Here is a 16,558-nt window from a genome sequence, read left to right on the forward strand (position 1 = left end):
TCTTTTTAGCACAGTGTTTAGGGCGGGTTCAGTTTAGAAATGTAACTGAACTATCCTTTCTATTTCTCTATGCATTTTTTCATGTAAACCATATCCATACCTTCTTTTTCAGGTTCAATATGGGTTTGATGGTAGCCGTTCTTCTCATAGAAAGCAACCATACCTTCATCCTGTAATACCGTACACAAATCCCACTGTTTAATCATTGGAAATTCCTTTTCCAGCAATTTCAATCCTTCAGAACCATAACCTTTTCCTTGATACTGGGGCAAAATCGCTGCCGTTCCCAGCCAAGCCTCCGTCAACTCTTCATTGGTCTGAACTCGTAAAAATCCGATATTTTCTCCCTTTTCTTTCAAAAAGTAGTAATAGCTATTGGGACGCTCAACCAATTTCCACTTGATTCGTTCACGATCCTCGAGATAAGGATCATACTCATCTTGATATTTTTCATAGACAGCCTTAAAGCTAGCTCTTTGAATCGCAATGATGGTCTCCAAATCCTCTGCTCCTGCTCGTTCAAGTCTTATCATAAACTTTCCTCCAAATAATCCCTCAATCTACCCTGCAACTGAGGTACAACTTGACTGGAAGTAAGAAATTCCTCGACATTCATTAACTGATAGCCCTGTCCTTCATCTCCAAATACAATCTGGTCAAACTGTTCTTGCGTTAACTTGCCGACTAGAAATACAGATTGTTTATCCGCAAAAAGCATACTTGGATAAACCTTACTCCATAGCAGATAATCCTCAGTCAGATGAATTCCCAGTTCTTCATAAACTTCACGCGCCACGCACTCAAAAGGACTTTCATCCCCCTCTCGTCCCCCACCGGGCAGTTCCCACATATTGGGCCAGGGAATGCTTGCCTTATCATCTCGTAAGATGGTCAAGAGCCTATCCCCACAAAACAAAGCAATCTTACAGCCTATGAAATCAGATATTTCTAGTTTCATCTTCAGTTCCTTCTGACATTTCCTTTTCCAGCTCGGCTAACCAGTTTTGATAATAGCTTTTCTCATCCCGTAACAACCGGCTGCTATTCATTTTCTGTCTAGCAATCTTCATAGCCATGTGAGTTTGAACTACATCTTTCTTTACCTTAAATTGATACCAAGCTTGAATGACCTGCATATCTGCTGTTTTTATAGATAAAAAGGATTTGACCCCTCGAATACTTACATATTCTTCCGCTTTCTTATTATCTCCTTCCATCAGAGCAATTTAAAGAAGGTATAATTGAGAACTAGTTTTAGACATTGGATTATCTGTTTTCTCTAACACAGACTGAAACTGTTGCTTTGCAAGCTCTATATTATCATCCAATATGAATACCAACCCCTGAAGAGTCTGAACACTTTCTGCAAAACTCCCTCTCGCCTCCTCATCAACAGACATGATAAAGTCTTTTAAATCATATTCTTGAGGAGCTAGCAAGGTCTGGGCAGAATGCCTCAACATCAGGTAGGCGTATTTCGTATTTTCAGGGTATTGTAGCAATTCCCAAATTTTTGCGCCATCGGTGATGCCGACTGGCAAAATGTTATTTAGGAAGAAAGACAAATTAAGAAAAATCCAAGTGCCTGCAAAATACCAGCTTCTTGTCAAAAAACCAAACACTATCGCCAATAATATCAAGCTGAGATGAACCATCAAGCCTCCTGAAAGCATCAGGATGATTCTTTGATCGCTTTCATCCTCTTTTAAACCAATGTATTGAGCACCAACACTTTTCAGAATGGCTGTTCTACTAAGATGAAACCTGCCTGACTTTTTGGTCAAAATAAAATGTCCTAACCCAAAAGCCACCAGCCGATAGCCTGTCAAGTAGCCACAAAAAGCATGTCCCAGCTCATGAAGAATCAAGATTAAATACATACTTAGAAGAGCGAAGGCATAACCAAAAGTAAAGACTAAAACTGCAGAATACCCCAACTCTGCAAATGCGATTGTTCCACAAGCACAAGCCAGCATAATAAAGACAACAGCTAGCACATAAACCAAATAAATCCCAATTTTCTTCATAAAATCTCCATCCAACTCCTAGTATCTCGGATAAGGGTAAAACTCTCCCTCTTCCAAGCCGACTTTTCCTTCTTCAAAGACTTCTTGGTTCCATTCCATGACAAATTCTTCTGCTTCTGGGTCTTCCAAAAAGTCCATGAGGGCATCTAGTCCAACCTCGGCAGTATCTTTGAGGAATAGCGCAAAATAAGCTAAAAATTCGCGAGAAAATCCTTTTTTAGGTAGGTAAGGAATGACCGTCAAATAGTCTTCTGCATTGACTGTTGATTTGGCAGGATTGTAAAAAAGCACTGCTTCTTCAAAGAGAATGTCATCTGATGAAACCTCTCCATCTTCATCCACCATCTCCACACCTGCAGAGTTTTGTGCTTCCAATAGAAAACTCACTTCAACCGCGTGGTTACGCTTGTCCCAACTAATCTCAAAGTCAAAGGGAAAATTCTTCTCCAACTCTTCCTCTAAAACATCTAAAAATCCATATGTTGCCATTTTGTCCTCTTTCTATGCGACTCTTAAATCGCCCCGATTGCTCGGAAATATGCTAAAATAGATACTACCATCTTACCACATATACATCAGAAAATCCACGTTAGAAAGGACTGCTATGCCAGACAATCTCGCGCTTCGCATGCGCCCTAAAACCATCGACCAGGTAATCGGTCAGGAGCATCTGGTCGGACCTGGAAAAATCATCCGCCGCATGGTGGAGGCCAACCGTCTGTCCTCCATGATTCTCTATGGACCTCCGGGAATAGGCAAGACCAGTATTGCCTCAGCCATCGCTGGAACGACAAAGTATGCCTTTCGAACTTTCAATGCAACAGTTGATAGTAAAAAACGACTGCAAGAAATTGCGGAAGAGGCTAAATTCTCTGGTGGTCTCGTCCTATTACTAGACGAGATTCATAGACTAGATAAAACCAAGCAAGACTTCCTCTTGCCTCTCTTGGAAAGTGGACTAGTCATCATGATTGGCGCTACGACTGAAAATCCTTTCTTTTCTGTCACTCCTGCCATTCGTAGCCGTGTTCAAATTTTTGAGTTGGAACCTCTGTCTAACCAAGACGTCAAAGAGGCCCTGCAGATAGCTCTAAGTAACCCTGAGCGTGGTTTTGATTTTCCAGTAGAACTAGATGAGGATGCGCTGGATTTCATCGCAACCTCTACAAACGGAGACCTGCGTTCTGCCTTTAACTCGCTGGATTTGGCAGTTCTCTCTACCCCTGAAAATGACGAGGGCATCCGCCATATCACCCTCGACATCATGGAAAATAGCCTACAGCGAAGCTACATCACTATGGATAAGGATGGAGATGGCCACTATGATGTTCTCTCAGCCCTGCAAAAGTCTATCCGTGGCTCGGATGTGGATGCTAGTCTCCACTATGCTGCCCGCTTGATTGAGGCTGGTGATTTGCCAAGTCTCGCTCGACGCTTGACCGTTATCGCCTATGAAGATATCGGTTTGGCCAACCCTGAAGCCCAGATTCATACCGTGACTGCTCTGGATGCTGCACAAAGGATTGGTTTCCCAGAAGCCCGCATTCTCATTGCCAATGTCGTGATTGATTTGGCCCTTTCTCCAAAATCCAACTCAGCCTATGTAGCTATGGATAAGGCACTTGCTGACCTCAAAACATCAGGTCATTTGCCCATTCCGCGACACTTGCGTGATGGTCACTACAGTGGAAGCAAGGAACTGGGAAATGCCCAAGACTATCTCTATCCCCACAACTATCCTGGAAATTGGATTAAACAAAACTATCTGCCAGAAAAAATTCGCAATCATCACTATTTCCAAGCAGAAGATACTGGTAAATATGAACGGGCTTTGGCTCAAAGAAAGGAAGCTATCGACCGTTTGCGAAAAATCTGAAATCCTTTTCAAAAAATTGCACTTTCCTCTTGATTTTTTTTGAAAAAGTGGTATCATATAAACATAGAAACGCTGTGGTGTACGACTTCACACTTAAGTGTTGACCGACTATTTTTTGTATTATTAGGGAAACAAAAGTCTTCTAACAGCATGTAGGCCGTCTCACACGGAAACAGCTTCAGTTAGAGCGAGTTGCCCACCTGCTTAATTGCGCGGGTTCAATACAAACCGTGAAGTTTCGGCACCAATACAGCTTTTTTCTTTGCCTCCTTAGCTCAGCTGGCAGAGCAGCGGACTCTTAATCCGTGGGTCACAGGTTCGATCCCTGTAGGGGGCATCTAAATACAACAGGAAAAGCCTTGATTTACAAGGCTTTTTTTGCTTGTCTAAGTCAGATTTGTCCCACATTTGTTTATCAATTTCCTTTCCAGACATCTTTAATCTTAAGACACTCTTCAAAAAATTTTTTTAAATTTAAAACAAAAGTCTTGCTTTTCATTTAATTTTTGTTATACTTGTATTTGTACCTGATACATGTTTATCAAAAAGGAGTTCAGATGGATACAAAATTCTCAGTTGCTTTGCATATCTTAACCATGATTAGTGAAAGCAAGGAAACCTTAAGTTCTCAAGCATTAGCTATTAGTGTTGGGACTAACGCTAGTTACATTCGAAAGGTGATTGCCTTATTGAAAAATGCAGATTTGATTCATTCCCAGCAAGGAAAAACAGGCTATCAACTCAGTAAATCTCCAAAGAAAATGACTTTACTAGAGATCTACTATGCTACTCAAGAAATCAATCACATTAGTTTATTTCCTGTTCATCAAAATAGTAATCCCGATTGTCCCGTTGGAAAACATATCCAAGGAGCAGTTTCACCGCTTTTCGCTAGTGCCGAATCTCAATTAGAGAAGGAATTAGCAAATCAAACTTTAGAAGATGTCATTGACAATCTATATAAACAAGCCAAACAAGTCCGAAACTGATTTGATAGCAAGTCAGTTTTTACTAAAAACAACATGAACTTGTATTAGATACAAGTATATACAATCGTATTAAAAAAGAAAAGAGAAATCACATGAAAGCCGCACAACATACTACTTATAACAAAAACAATATCACACTGAACATCACAGAAATCGCTAAACCAAGTATTACAGACAAACAAGTCTTGGTGAAAGTATCCGCAGCCGGTGTTAATCCTCTCGATAACATGATTTCTCGTGGTGAGGTCAAGATGATTGTTCCTTACAAACTTCCTCAAACTGCAGGTAACGAAGTGGTTGGAATCGTTGAAAGCATTGGCAAGCAAGTTGACAACTTTCAGGTAGGAGACCGTATCTTTGGCCGTCTGCCACTTGATCATATCGGCGCCTTTGCAGAATACCTAGCTGTCGATAGCCAAGCCTTAGCCAAGGTTCCAGACTATCTATCAGACGAGGAAGCTGCTGCTGTTCCGCTTACTGCATTGACTATCATGCAGGCTCTTGACCTCATGGGCTCTCAAGCTGGGAAAACGATCTTTATTTCTGGTGGTACTGGAGGTGTCGGTGGAATGGCCATTCCAATTGCCAAAGCCAAAGGATTGAAAGTCATCACAAATGGAGCTGGAGATAGTGCTGAGCGTGTCTTGAAACTAAGAGCAGATAGATTTATCGATTACAAAACAGAGGATTATACAAAAACTGTTAGCCAGGTGGATTATGTCCTCGATACTCTCGGTGGAGCTGAAACTGAAAAACAAATGTCTATCATGAAAAAAAGTGGACAGCTTGTTTCACTTCGTGCCATGCCAAACGGTACCTTTGCCAAACGTATGAATCTACCAAAATGGAAACAAATTTTACTTGGACTAGCAGGTCACAAATTTGATAAAATGGCAGAAAAATATGGCGTCCACTACCATTTTATCTTTGTAGAAAGCAATGGCACTCAATTACAAGAGGTAGCTGACCTTTTTAGTAAATTAGAAGTCAAACCCTCTATCGATAGAGTTTATCCATTTGAAGAGGTAAATAGCGCCTTAGAAAAGGTAGCTAATGGTCGCTCACGTGGAAAAACAGTTCTCAGCTTTAAGAAATAAAAAGGAAAACACAATGTCATATATTACAACAAAAAATCAATACATCACTGTCCAAGGAAACCAAATTGCCTATCGCGAACTCAGTAAAGGCAAATCAAAACTGCCTCTTCTGATGCTAGTCCATTTGGCAGCAACTCTAGATAACTGGGATCCTAAACTCTTAGACCTGATTGCTGAAAAACACCATGTCATTGTAGTCGATCTTCCTGGTGTTGGAGCCAGTCAAGGAAAAGTTGCTTCGACGATTCCTGGAATGGCTGAGCAGACAACTGACTTTGTAAAAGCGCTTGGTTACGATAAAATCAATCTTCTCGGTCTTTCTATGGGAGGTATGATTGCCCAAGAAATCATCAGAATCAATCCTACTCTAGTCAATCGTTTAATCTTGGCTGGAACAGGACCTCGAGGCGGAAAAGAGGTCGATAAGGTCACAGGGAAAACCTTTAACTATATGTTTAAAGCTGGACTCGAGCGCATCGATCCTAAACGCTATATCTTCTATAATCATGATGAACAAGGGAAAATTGAAGCTTTGAAAGTCCTCGGACGAATGGGGATGAGAACAAAGGAATTTGCGGATAAAGACATGAATCTATCAGGATTCCTAACTCAACTCAAAGCTATTAAACGTTGGGGGAAAGATCCTCAAGACGACCTAAAATTTATCACTCAACCAACCTTAATCGTCAACGGGGATAAGGATATGCAGGTTCCAACGGAAAATTCTTACGATATGCATGCAAAAATCGAAAATAGTAAGCTGATCATCTATCCAAATGCTGGGCACGGTTCAATCTTCCAATATGCAGATGAATTTTCAAAAGAACTACTGGCTTTCTTGGAGGACTAAGATGGTCAAAACGATTCTGATTACAGGTGCTACTGACGGTATCGGTAAACATTTGGCAAAGAAATTGGCCAGTAAAGGGCATCATGTCATCCTCCATGGTCGAAATCCTCAAAAACTTGAGCTGGCGCTTCAAGAGGTTCGGGCAGTTTCCTTGAGAGGCAGAGTTTCTAGCTACCTTGCAGATTTTTCAAAATTAAATGATGTTTATCGATTTATAGAGGAAATCAAGAGAGACTTTTCAAGGATCGATGTCTTGTTTAACAATGCAGGCCTGTATGCTGTAAAAGAACGAAAAGCGAGTACTGAAAATGTCGAGTTGACTTTTATGTTATCCGTTCTGGTTCCTTATATTTTAACAACTGAGCTAAGCCCCTTGTTAGAAAAAGCGGCTGACGGCCGTGTCATTAATACTTCTTCCTATATGCATCATTTTGCCAAGGTCAAGGATTTAGACTTTGGATTTGTGAACAACTATAATCCCGAATTGGCCTATAACAACTCCAAACTCTACACTATTTGGATGACACGCTATTTAGCCAGAGAATTCTTTCTAAAAGGTTCAAGCATCACCATCAATTCTTACCATCCTGGCTTAATTTCAACCAACTTAGGGAATGATTCCAGTGATGAAAAGACGAAAAAGTCTCTCTTCGGACGCTTGATGAAGTCATTTTCCAAAAATCTAGACGAGGGAATTGAAACAGGCTACTATCTTACATTATCAGAAGAAATCACTGGTTTGACTGGCTACTACTTTGATGAGAAGAAAGTAAAATCTGTATCTGAAAAAGGATATACACTTGAAAAAGCTCAAGATTTAATCAATTACTGTAATGATAAAATTAAGTTGTTCAAACAGAAACATGTTGAGTTTGATTAAAAATTTAATACAAGAGGAAGACTGGACAGGAACTCAATTTCAGGAGAAAACGAAGTAAATCTTCCCACAATAAAACGCATAGTATCAAAGTTTTCAACACCTGATATTATACGTTTTTTAATTTTAAAGACTTTTTTCCCAGCCTCAAGAAATCACATCCCACCTAAATCCCTTGGATACCAAACACCTCATCAGGTATTTTCTGAGTTGGTAAGACTGTCTAGCTTAATTTGACAAATGGAGGGCGTTAAATCCAGTTTTTACAGGAAGTCTATTTAAATATTTTCACACTGACCTTACAAAATATGAAATAAATTATATAAAGTCATTCCCATGACAAAGAATAACATCCCTTTAAAACAGTATCTTACCCAATTTTCAGGTAAGACTTTTGATACAATCGTCCCCAATACCCCTCCGCATATAGAAGCAAGAAAAATAACTGGAACAGGTGCTAAATGATACTGATTTAAACCTGTAACCACAACAATTGTAGCCAAATGAGACAGCTGAGAAAAGAAAATAATTGCAAGAGAATACATCGTTGCTTCTTTTATCGAAATAGAGAAAAACACCATCAATAAAGATACATTGAGCGGACCACCACCAATCCCTAAAAAACTAGAAATCAAGCCCAATAGAAGACCACAAATCATATAGAATCCTATCTTATCAAATTGATAAGTTTTTTTAAAATCTGTTAAAACAAATGATACAAGTAGCATCACAAATAGTAAAATCATTTGAACAATGGATACTAGCCGTACTGATAATTGAGATAACAAAACTTGAAAAATAAGATGACCCAGAAATCCTCCTAAAACAGAAGAAAAGGATACCGTAAAAATCAATCTCCATTTTATCTCTTTACTTTGTGAAAATCTTTTGATTGTTGAAATAATCGCCATTATAAAAACAGAGAAACTAGAATAAAAAGCAATATCACTGACCGAATGGTATCCAAAACTATCCATAAGTGGCTTAATTATAATTCCACCACCCATGCCTGATATAGAACCCAATCCACTAGCTATTATAATGATTAGAAAATAAATAATCTCAACCACTTTTTAAGTCCATCCTATTCTTTCAAACATCTAAAACCTAGATGGCTACTAGTGGAAGTAGAAATACATCCATTTCTAGCAGCTACTCGGTATCGATTACAATAAGAACAATGACATAAAAAGGAACCTCCTCTGATAGCATACTCCTCCTCTTGTATCCCATATTTTGGCAACTCATAGTCATCTTCATTAAAACTAGCTAATAAGGTATATCTCGGATTGCGACACCATTCCCAAACATTCCCAATCATTTGATATAGACCAAAATCATTAGGTAAAAATTCATAGACAGGAGCCGTTCCTATAAATCCATCTAAGCCAGTATTTTCATAAGGAAATCTTCCTTGCCAAGTATTGGCATGATAATATCCACCTTCTAAAAGAGTGTCTCCCCAAGGATATTCAGATTGTTTTCCACCTCTAGCAGCATATTCCCACTGTGCTTCAGTCGGTAAAGACATTCCGCTCCAATTACAGAAAGCCAATGCATCTTCTAAAGCAACATGAACTACTGGATGGTCTTCTAAACCCACTAGATTACTGTTCTCACCGTAGGGATGTTTCCAGCAAGCGTTCGGAACTTGTAACCACCACGGAGCCCCAGCAGGATGAGGATATCCCTCCCTTTCTGCCTCTGGAACGAATAATATAAAAACAAAAGACCACTCTTGTCGCTCAGCTAGTGTTTTATAGCCTGTTTCTTTCACAAATTGAGCAAATTCTTGATTCGTAACTGGAGTATCCGCAATGGAGAAATCCTTTACACTAATAGCAACTTGAGGACCTTCAAAATCATCTAAAAAGCCCTCTTCAGAATTTGTTCCCATCATAAATGTCCCACCCTTGATTTTTTTCATCTTCATGATTAAGTATCCCCCGTTTTCGTTAGAGTGGGTGTTATTTTAGACAGTTCAACAGGAACTAACTCTTCATCCACAACAAAACCTTCTTCTCTATATCTAAGAAAGTCTACTAATTTTTTCTTCATCTGACGAACAATAGGTTGGTATTTTTCACTTGGATACAAATCATTCATTTCATGCGGATCTTTTTTCATATCAAATAACTGATAATGATTTAAAACAGGAAACCAGATAAATTTCCACTGGTCTGTCAAGATATATTGACTAGAATCTTTTCCTAAAGCATGTTCACCATGAAATTCTGTTCGCCATCCCTCGTACTGTCCAAATAATAAATTCTTAACACTCTGTCCATCTAGTTCATCTGTAGTAGTTCCTCCTGCCAAATCCACGAGTGAAGGAAAAATATCTTGGATTTTCACTAATTGCTTGATTGTTCCCCTATTACCAGCTATCAATCCAGCCGGATCGTAAATGAACGAAGGAATGTGGATACTTCCTTGATAAGGATATCCCTTTCTAAACAGATAATGTTCACCAAGCTGATCCCCATGATCCGAAACGAACCAGATAATCGTATCTTTATCATGACGAAATTCTTTTAGGGCAGTCAAAAAGCGACTAATTTGATGGTCTATATGAGTAATCAATCCAAAATAAGCAGCAACCATTCTTCTTTGATCATCTTCCTTTAATTTCCCTCTTAAAGCATAAATAGACGGAATTTGCTTTTCTAATACTTCCCAATTCCCGATATGCAAATCGAGAAATTGAGGCAAGCGTTCCATATACATATCAAAATAGTATTTTGGGGGATTTAATGGAGCATGTGGTTTTTCAAAAGACATTTTGAGAAAGAAAGGAACCGTTGGATCTCTTCTTTGTAAAAATGAAATGGACTCACTCACAACCCAGTTTGTTGGATGTAACTTCTCATCTTTATCCCAAGGTCTAGCTTCCCAAGAATTACAATCCATTCCGTCATCAATCAAATCAACATCATAACCAACTTTACCCTTTAAAAAGGCTAGATAGTCACTAGCATAATCAAATTGACTTCCATAAGCCTTGTCATACTTTCTATCAACATGTAGATACCCATCGTGAAGCAAGACATGATCAAACCCAAGTCTCTGTCTGGAAGGAAAAACATGCATCTTACCAATACATTCTGTCTGATATCCCATGTCTTTAAAGACTTTTGGAAGAGTATTAGTAAAATTCCAAGGCACTTCATCTTGATAACCAACACGTCCACTTTTATCTTGATCTAAACCAGTCAATAAAGCTGCCCTAGCAGGAACGCAAGAAGGAACTGGAGAATAGGCATTTTCAAAATTATAACCTACACTAGCCATCATATCTAATGTTGGAGTGCTAACTAGCTTATCCTTACTATTCAAGGATAAGGCGTCTGCTCTCATTTGATCTACAACAATCAAAATAATATTTGGCTGTTTTGTCTGAACCATAAAATCTCCTTTCTAATATGGCAAAAGAGGCACAAGAAGATATCTATCTTTACTGCACCCCTTTCTATATCAATCTCTCTATATAAAGCAATAACATTCTTGTTATGTTTTATAGAAAAATGAACTAAAATATAACTAAATCGATTAGGAAATTCAAATCATTTTCTAGCACTGTTTTAGAAGTTACAGTGTACTATTCTAACTTCAACAGACTATAAACCTTTGTCTAATAACAATTTTAGTGGAGATAAGAAATCCTACACCTAACTCATCTTACACGTAATCTATTTCTATTTTATCACAAAAAACGCAAGTAAGACCATTAACTCAATTCAGTTTTATCTGCCATTTTCACAAATGGGAAATAAGTCAAGACACTAATAATCAAACAAACAACTGATAAGATGATAGCACGCCAATCAAATGCTGTAGAGAAGAAACCATATAAAATTGGTGGCATTACCCAAGTAACATTTTGCGTAACAGGTGAAACAAGACCCCAGCTTGTTGCCCAGTAAGCTACCGTTGCCATGAAAACTGGGCTAAGTACAAATGGTATAAATAGCAAAGGATTCAAGACAACTGGTAAACCATAATTGACCGGTTCACCAATATTAAACAGAACTGGTGCTAGACCAAGTTTGGCAACTTTTCGATAATGACTGTTTCTTGAAAAAATTAAAATAGCAAGTACTAATCCTAATCCTCCAAACCAGACAAACGCCCCAAAAGATCCACTTGTCCATATATAAGGAATCGGTTCACCTTTTTGGAAAGCATCCAAGTTCGCTAACATAGCAACTCCAAATAGCCCTTCCATGATGGGAGCCAATACATTTCCTCCATGGAGACCAAAAAACCAGAATAACTTATTCAAAAAGATCATCAGAATAACTGCAAAGAAACTTTGAGACAAACCTAGTAATGGCGTTTGTAACACCTTGTAAACCCAATCAATCAATAAGTCATTGCTAAGTAAATGGAAAACATAAGTCAAGATGGCTACTATATACATCGCCATAAATCCTGGAATGATAGAAGTGAACGGCTTAGCAATCGCAGGGGGAACTGAATCTGGTAACTTGATTACCCAGTTCTTTTTCATTACTTTACAGAAAATAATAGAGGCTAAAAATCCAATCATCATGGCTGTAAAGTAGCCTCTGGCATTGATATGGTTTCCTGGAATCACATTCCCAATAGTTACCATCAGATTTTTACCATCAAATGCTAGATTATCAATTCCTTGTAAGATTTGATCTAATTTCACATCTCCTACATTTGCCAAAGGGAAACTCTTTGTAACTGTACTTCCAATCGAAATGACAAACGAGGCAAGTGATACCAAACCAGCAGAAACTGTATCAACCTTGTAAATCTTAGCGATATTCACTCCCAAGCAATAGATGAACAACAAGGAAACAATTGGTATACTTCCCTTGAATACCAAATTATTGATGTCAACAAGCCACTGAAAGGTTTTCGTAATACTTTCTAGGTGAAATTGTTGTGGTAAATCCACTAGAAAAGCATTTAATAACAAAGCAATGGAACCTGTCATAATAACAGGCATAGTCCCCACAAATGAATCACGTAAAGCAACTAAAAACTTCTGATTCCCAACTTTCATTGCAATTGGAGAAAGTTTTTCTTGCATTTTATCCAACATTGTATTCATACCAAACTCCTAATTTTTTTCAAATCGTTTGTACACTTCTACCACTTCTTTTGCTAAGTCAACAAAGGTCAGACTCGTCATTAAATGATCTTGCGCGTGTACCATCAAGAGGCTAATTGAAGTTTCTTCCCCCTGTGCCTCTCTTGTCAACATTTCTGTTTGAGCTTTATGCGCCTGTAATAAGGCAGCATTCGCATCAGCTAATCTTTGATTGGCTTTTGAGAAATCACCTTTTTTTGCTGCCTGAATAGCCTCCATAGCATTACTTTTGGCTTCCCCACCATACATAATTAACCCCATTACAGATTCTAAATTACTTTCATTCATAGCATTCTCCTCAATCTTAGTCTAATAAACTTTCAGCTAAATCTAAGACCTTAGAACCATTCATCATTCCGTAATCTGTCATCGGAATAACCGCCACAGGAATCTGTCTATCTTTTAGTTTTTCTTGAAAGTCCCCTAGTAAATAGCGAACTTGAGGGCCTAAAAGCAACACATTTACTTCTTTTGTTGCTACAATTTCTTCTGCTTCAGGAGCTGGAACTGCAAAAATTTCTGCATCCAACCCCTTATCTTCTGCTGCCTTTTGCATCTTTGTCACTAGCAGACTTGTACTCATACCTGCTGCACATGCTAACATAATTGTCACTTTAGCCATAGCTTACTCCTTTATCACCTATTTACTGACCTAGCCAAGCGAGATACTGTATGTCTCACTCCTCTAATTGCCTTGCTCAAGGCATAAATATTATCGACTGTTGCCAGTCCCCCATATCCTGCGTCACCTATATGTTGAATATCAACTCCACAAATTTTATTTCTCAGCGCTATTTCCCTAATTGTCTCCGTATCAGATGTTTCTTGGCTAGTACCAATAGCACTCAATACGAGACCACCTTTACTGTGAACTAAATCTACCACTGCGCGTAATTCTTCATCGTTAAAAGAAGGAACTGTCCCAACAGCTGGAACCAAAATCACATCTGCACCTGCTTCAAGCAACTGCTCCGCAACGGAAATATCCGCGACAGGTTCCTTCACACCAGCGCCGTGCATTTTACCAGCTATAATCAAACCTGAGAAATTCTCTTTAGCAGATTGAACTGCTTTGATAATCTCTTGATTGCTAACTCCTGTTCCAGGATTTCCAGTCAGACAAACAAAATCAAACCCAAGTTCTTCAATCCTCTTAAAGGTATCTCTGTTTGCAACACGACCTGCAACAATTTCCTGTGTTTCCTCTAGCATCTTTGCAGATGGGTCAATCGGTTCCAAATTTACACCAATTGGGCAAGCAACGAGCTGGTGTAAGCGATGAATAACATCATCACCTGAACTATCCAAAGCATAAATTTTAGGCTCAAAAACATCAACACAATTCAATAAAATCATGTCAGCTCCAAAAGCTCTAGCAATTTCAGAATTAGTGATATCTCCAACAAATGTCTCACGAGTGGCTACATTTTCAGATAGAACAACTCTACCTTCACTTGCTAAAATACTTTGTTTTAATTCTTCAGCATTCATCTCTAATATCTCAGATGGATTTGCACTAATTAAACGTTTCATTCTCAATCCTCCAACTGATTGAAATATTTTCGTAACAACTAGGCTCTATATCATTGTTAGCAAGAACCCCTATCATCACATACTACTCTATTTTCTATCTTGTGAATTACTTTCCATTATTTTCCGTTGCACTTCCTCTTAAATATATTTTATTATCAAAAGTTATCAATTAGCTTTATTTTTTGACGTCAAGTTGTTATTTGATTATCTTTTGTTATTTATATTTTACAACTATAAGAAAGCCTTGTCAAGGATTTGTGTAAATATTTGATTATTTTTTATTATCAATATATAATAAAAAGAGACCAGTAAGTAATGAAAAGTTTAAAAAGATTAACATCTACATTTATCCATAGCAAAAAATCATAGGATTTTAAAAATCTGACAACTAGGAAGAAAACTAATATGACCTTATCTAAGAAACAATTACAACTAAGAGCTAAAATACTGGAGACAGTTTACACATTAGGACCCATTTCACGAATTGAAATTGCTACCAAAACAGGAATAACACCTGCAACAACTAGCAGTATCACAAATGACCTGATTAAAGAAAACATTCTCTTAGAACTTGGTGAAGACGAACACGATACAAGTGTAGGAAGAAAAAAAATCCTGCTAGATATTCAAGCTAAACGATTTTACTACATCGGTTGTGAACTATCTGAAAAACACTTTACTTTTTCTTTAGGAGATAATCTAGGAAATATCTTAAAAGAAGAGAAAGAAATTGTCACTAAACAGTTAATCCAAGAAAAGGGAAATCAACTTATTAGCCAGACACTAAAGCAATTCTTAAATAACTGCTCTGATTATGAAATAGAAGCAATTGGAATCGCGCTACCTGGTCGCTATTTAGATGATTATAAAATAACAACAAACAATCCTTTATGGCAACATATCGACTTAGAAATGATTCAATCTCACTTTGATAAGCCTTTGTTTTTCTCTAACAATGTTAACTGTATGGCTATAGGTAAACGCCTATTTAGTCGCCAACAGAATGACTCTAATTTTGCTTATTTTCATTTTGCTAGAGGTATGCACTGTTCTTATATCTACGACGGGAACATTTATGGGAAAGGAAATCTAATGATTGGAGAAATAGGGCATACAGTGGTTTCATCTGAGGGAGAAGAATGTGGTTGTGGACGTAAGGGGTGCTTACAAACTTTTGCTGGAGAATCTTGGTTAATCAAAAAATCAAAAATTCTATACCATCAATCTCCCTATTCTCTACTTCCTAGTTTAGTCAAAAATGCCGATGATATTGATATCCAAGTTATTTTAACCGCTTATCAATTAGGTGACACTGGAATAATCACACTTATCCATCAAGCCTTACTCTATCTTAGTCAAACCATTTTAAATATCAGTATGATGATTGACTCTCAAAAAATCTACCTACATAGTCCTTTACTAACAAATCAACACATCATCCAAAAACTATATAGTGAAATGAACTACAAACCCAAATTGCTCTATAATCGCCTACCTGAAGTCATTATTGAACCTTATAATGATTTTACAGCTGCACACTCAGCTATTGCACTTTGTTTGTATCATACAATTCTACATTCCTAATTTTCTATTACATTTAATAAATAGGTTAAAAAGAGGGAGTATATCATAAAAAGCGAACAAACCTGTTTTCTGAAAATCAGAATTCTGTTTTGTTCGCTTTCTTTATATTTGTAATTAAACTCCTATCTCCCCTTTTTCATGATGTATTTTCGTTCAGGTGCTTCAATCATTTGAACGATTTCAAATCCTTCTTTTTGGTAAAGATTTTGAGCTCTTTGATTTGCCTCGAAGACATTTAGAGAAATACTATCTATATCTTCATTTGCAAAGGCCAAACTAACAAATTTCTTTAAAGCCTGACTACCTAAGCCTTGCCCCTGTTTCTGGGGGTTGATAAAAAATCTTCCAATATGAAGATTACTGTCTTCTAGCCTGATTTTCTGGATAAGCCCGACAAACTCTTGTCCATCAAAGATTGAAAAGATTCCTTCCAAATCTTGCAAGACTTGAATTGTCAAGGGAAAAGAAATCATTGGTCCCATCCATTGTTCTTGAAAGACTTTGCCAAGGGAATTGGACCATTGACATACGCGTTGAGCGTTTTCTATACTCACCTTTTCTTCAAAACGAATTGTCATCTTTTCCTCACCATCTTATCTATAT

General features: G+C 37.8%; 17 protein-coding genes, 1 tRNA gene and 1 pseudogene. 7 read left to right on the top strand and 12 right to left on the bottom strand.

What is annotated here, in order from left to right; all coding sequences use genetic code 11:
* Window positions 1-59 precede the first annotated feature (59 nt).
* From HT724_RS03945 to HT724_RS03960, 4 genes and pseudogenes are all read right to left on the bottom strand, one after another.
* A complete protein-coding gene (locus tag HT724_RS03945) occupies window positions 60-533 on the bottom strand; it encodes a GNAT family N-acetyltransferase (RefSeq protein WP_050241890.1) in 474 nt (157 codons plus the stop codon).
* On the bottom strand, window positions 530-958 hold the full coding sequence (locus tag HT724_RS03950; protein WP_173276514.1) for an NUDIX hydrolase: 429 nt from the start codon (window positions 956-958) through the stop codon (window positions 530-532). Before HT724_RS03950 ends, HT724_RS03945 begins: the two co-directional genes overlap by 4 nt.
* Window positions 939-2,027: pseudogene (locus HT724_RS03955) on the bottom strand (M50 family metallopeptidase). Before HT724_RS03955 ends, HT724_RS03950 begins: the two are co-directional and overlap by 20 nt.
* A gap of 18 nt (window positions 2,028-2,045) precedes the next feature.
* Window positions 2,046-2,516, bottom strand: a complete 471-nt coding sequence (locus HT724_RS03960) for a DUF3013 family protein (protein WP_173276513.1) — start codon at window positions 2,514-2,516, stop codon at window positions 2,046-2,048.
* Window positions 2,517-2,631: 115 nt separating this feature from the next.
* Here HT724_RS03960 and HT724_RS03965 point away from each other — a divergent pair, with 115 nt between their 5' ends.
* The 6 genes from HT724_RS03965 (at window position 2,632) to HT724_RS03990 (ending at window position 7,719) form a co-directional block, all read left to right on the top strand.
* Window positions 2,632-3,903: a replication-associated recombination protein A gene (locus HT724_RS03965; protein ID WP_173276512.1), complete on the top strand. Its 1,272-nt coding sequence runs from the start codon at window positions 2,632-2,634 to the stop codon at window positions 3,901-3,903.
* A gap of 264 nt (window positions 3,904-4,167) precedes the next feature.
* Window positions 4,168-4,240: transfer RNA gene (locus HT724_RS03970), tRNA-Lys, on the top strand.
* A 220-nt stretch (window positions 4,241-4,460) separates the two neighbouring features.
* Window positions 4,461-4,892, top strand: coding sequence for an Rrf2 family transcriptional regulator (locus tag HT724_RS03975; protein ID WP_000379854.1), 432 nt, complete (start codon window positions 4,461-4,463; stop codon window positions 4,890-4,892).
* Between the two features lie 92 nt (window positions 4,893-4,984).
* Entirely contained in the window at window positions 4,985-5,989 is a 1,005-nt protein-coding gene (locus HT724_RS03980; protein ID WP_173276511.1) for an NADP-dependent oxidoreductase, read from the top strand.
* A gap of 13 nt (window positions 5,990-6,002) precedes the next feature.
* Window positions 6,003-6,839, top strand: coding sequence for an alpha/beta hydrolase (locus HT724_RS03985; RefSeq protein WP_173276510.1), 837 nt, complete (start codon window positions 6,003-6,005; stop codon window positions 6,837-6,839).
* Window position 6,840: 1 nt separating this feature from the next.
* Complete coding sequence (locus HT724_RS03990) at window positions 6,841-7,719, top strand: SDR family NAD(P)-dependent oxidoreductase (RefSeq protein WP_173276509.1); 879 nt, start codon at window positions 6,841-6,843, stop codon at window positions 7,717-7,719.
* 296 nt (window positions 7,720-8,015) lie between these two features.
* Here the strand turns inward: HT724_RS03990 and HT724_RS03995 are convergent, their stop codons facing one another.
* The 7 genes from HT724_RS03995 to HT724_RS04025 all read right to left on the bottom strand — a co-directional run bounded on the left by HT724_RS03995 (window position 8,016) and on the right by HT724_RS04025 (window position 14,371).
* The gene (locus tag HT724_RS03995) at window positions 8,016-8,786 is read right to left on the bottom strand and encodes a TSUP family transporter (RefSeq protein ID WP_173276508.1); all 771 of its coding nucleotides are present in this window, start codon (window positions 8,784-8,786) and stop codon (window positions 8,016-8,018) included.
* Window positions 8,787-8,800: 14 nt separating this feature from the next.
* The gene (locus HT724_RS04000) at window positions 8,801-9,649 is read right to left on the bottom strand and encodes a formylglycine-generating enzyme family protein (protein WP_173276507.1); all 849 of its coding nucleotides are present in this window, start codon (window positions 9,647-9,649) and stop codon (window positions 8,801-8,803) included.
* A 2-nt stretch (window positions 9,650-9,651) separates the two neighbouring features.
* Window positions 9,652-11,121: an arylsulfatase gene (locus HT724_RS04005; protein WP_173276506.1), complete on the bottom strand. Its 1,470-nt coding sequence runs from the start codon at window positions 11,119-11,121 to the stop codon at window positions 9,652-9,654.
* Window positions 11,122-11,443: 322 nt separating this feature from the next.
* The gene (locus HT724_RS04010) at window positions 11,444-12,799 is read right to left on the bottom strand and encodes a PTS sugar transporter subunit IIC (protein ID WP_001094994.1); all 1,356 of its coding nucleotides are present in this window, start codon (window positions 12,797-12,799) and stop codon (window positions 11,444-11,446) included.
* 9 nt (window positions 12,800-12,808) lie between these two features.
* Complete coding sequence (locus HT724_RS04015; protein WP_050239156.1) at window positions 12,809-13,126, bottom strand: PTS lactose/cellobiose transporter subunit IIA; 318 nt, start codon at window positions 13,124-13,126, stop codon at window positions 12,809-12,811.
* 16 nt (window positions 13,127-13,142) lie between these two features.
* Window positions 13,143-13,460, bottom strand: a complete 318-nt coding sequence (locus HT724_RS04020) for a PTS sugar transporter subunit IIB (protein ID WP_001151646.1) — start codon at window positions 13,458-13,460, stop codon at window positions 13,143-13,145.
* Between the two features lie 14 nt (window positions 13,461-13,474).
* Window positions 13,475-14,371, bottom strand: a complete 897-nt coding sequence (locus tag HT724_RS04025; RefSeq protein ID WP_050252731.1) for a PEP phosphonomutase — start codon at window positions 14,369-14,371, stop codon at window positions 13,475-13,477.
* A 405-nt stretch (window positions 14,372-14,776) separates the two neighbouring features.
* Between HT724_RS04025 and HT724_RS04030 the strand changes: the two genes are divergently transcribed.
* Window positions 14,777-15,955, top strand: coding sequence for an ROK family transcriptional regulator (locus HT724_RS04030; protein WP_173276505.1), 1,179 nt, complete (start codon window positions 14,777-14,779; stop codon window positions 15,953-15,955).
* A gap of 122 nt (window positions 15,956-16,077) precedes the next feature.
* On the opposite strand, the gene HT724_RS04035 is transcribed toward HT724_RS04030, so the two are convergent.
* On the bottom strand, window positions 16,078-16,533 hold the full coding sequence (locus HT724_RS04035) for a GNAT family N-acetyltransferase (protein WP_173276504.1): 456 nt from the start codon (window positions 16,531-16,533) through the stop codon (window positions 16,078-16,080).
* Window positions 16,534-16,558: the final 25 nt, after the last annotated feature.

This window comes from Streptococcus sp. k-402 (assembly GCF_013277515.1).
Lineage (GTDB): Bacteria > Bacillota > Bacilli > Lactobacillales > Streptococcaceae > Streptococcus.

What these genes read in the sequence shown, in the direction of transcription:
- HT724_RS03980 (WP_173276511.1), top strand. Translation starts at nt 4,985, where the DNA reads ATGAAAGCCGCACAACATACTACTTATAACAAAAACAATATCACACTG.
- HT724_RS04015 (WP_050239156.1), bottom strand. Translation starts at nt 13,126, where the DNA reads ATGAATGAAAGTAATTTAGAATCTGTAATGGGGTTAATTATGTATGGT.
- HT724_RS04025 (WP_050252731.1), bottom strand. Translation starts at nt 14,371, where the DNA reads ATGAAACGTTTAATTAGTGCAAATCCATCTGAGATATTAGAGATGAAT.
- HT724_RS04005 (WP_173276506.1), bottom strand. Translation starts at nt 11,121, where the DNA reads ATGGTTCAGACAAAACAGCCAAATATTATTTTGATTGTTGTAGATCAA.
- HT724_RS03975 (WP_000379854.1), top strand. Translation starts at nt 4,461, where the DNA reads ATGGATACAAAATTCTCAGTTGCTTTGCATATCTTAACCATGATTAGT.
- HT724_RS03985 (WP_173276510.1), top strand. Translation starts at nt 6,003, where the DNA reads ATGTCATATATTACAACAAAAAATCAATACATCACTGTCCAAGGAAAC.
- HT724_RS04010 (WP_001094994.1), bottom strand. Translation starts at nt 12,799, where the DNA reads ATGAATACAATGTTGGATAAAATGCAAGAAAAACTTTCTCCAATTGCA.
- HT724_RS04035 (WP_173276504.1), bottom strand. Translation starts at nt 16,533, where the DNA reads ATGACAATTCGTTTTGAAGAAAAGGTGAGTATAGAAAACGCTCAACGC.
- HT724_RS03960 (WP_173276513.1), bottom strand. Translation starts at nt 2,516, where the DNA reads ATGGCAACATATGGATTTTTAGATGTTTTAGAGGAAGAGTTGGAGAAG.
- HT724_RS03950 (WP_173276514.1), bottom strand. Translation starts at nt 958, where the DNA reads ATGAAACTAGAAATATCTGATTTCATAGGCTGTAAGATTGCTTTGTTT.
- HT724_RS04000 (WP_173276507.1), bottom strand. Translation starts at nt 9,649, where the DNA reads ATGAAGATGAAAAAAATCAAGGGTGGGACATTTATGATGGGAACAAAT.
- HT724_RS04020 (WP_001151646.1), bottom strand. Translation starts at nt 13,460, where the DNA reads ATGGCTAAAGTGACAATTATGTTAGCATGTGCAGCAGGTATGAGTACA.
- HT724_RS03945 (WP_050241890.1), bottom strand. Translation starts at nt 533, where the DNA reads ATGATAAGACTTGAACGAGCAGGAGCAGAGGATTTGGAGACCATCATT.
- HT724_RS03965 (WP_173276512.1), top strand. Translation starts at nt 2,632, where the DNA reads ATGCCAGACAATCTCGCGCTTCGCATGCGCCCTAAAACCATCGACCAG.
- HT724_RS04030 (WP_173276505.1), top strand. Translation starts at nt 14,777, where the DNA reads ATGACCTTATCTAAGAAACAATTACAACTAAGAGCTAAAATACTGGAG.
- HT724_RS03990 (WP_173276509.1), top strand. Translation starts at nt 6,841, where the DNA reads ATGGTCAAAACGATTCTGATTACAGGTGCTACTGACGGTATCGGTAAA.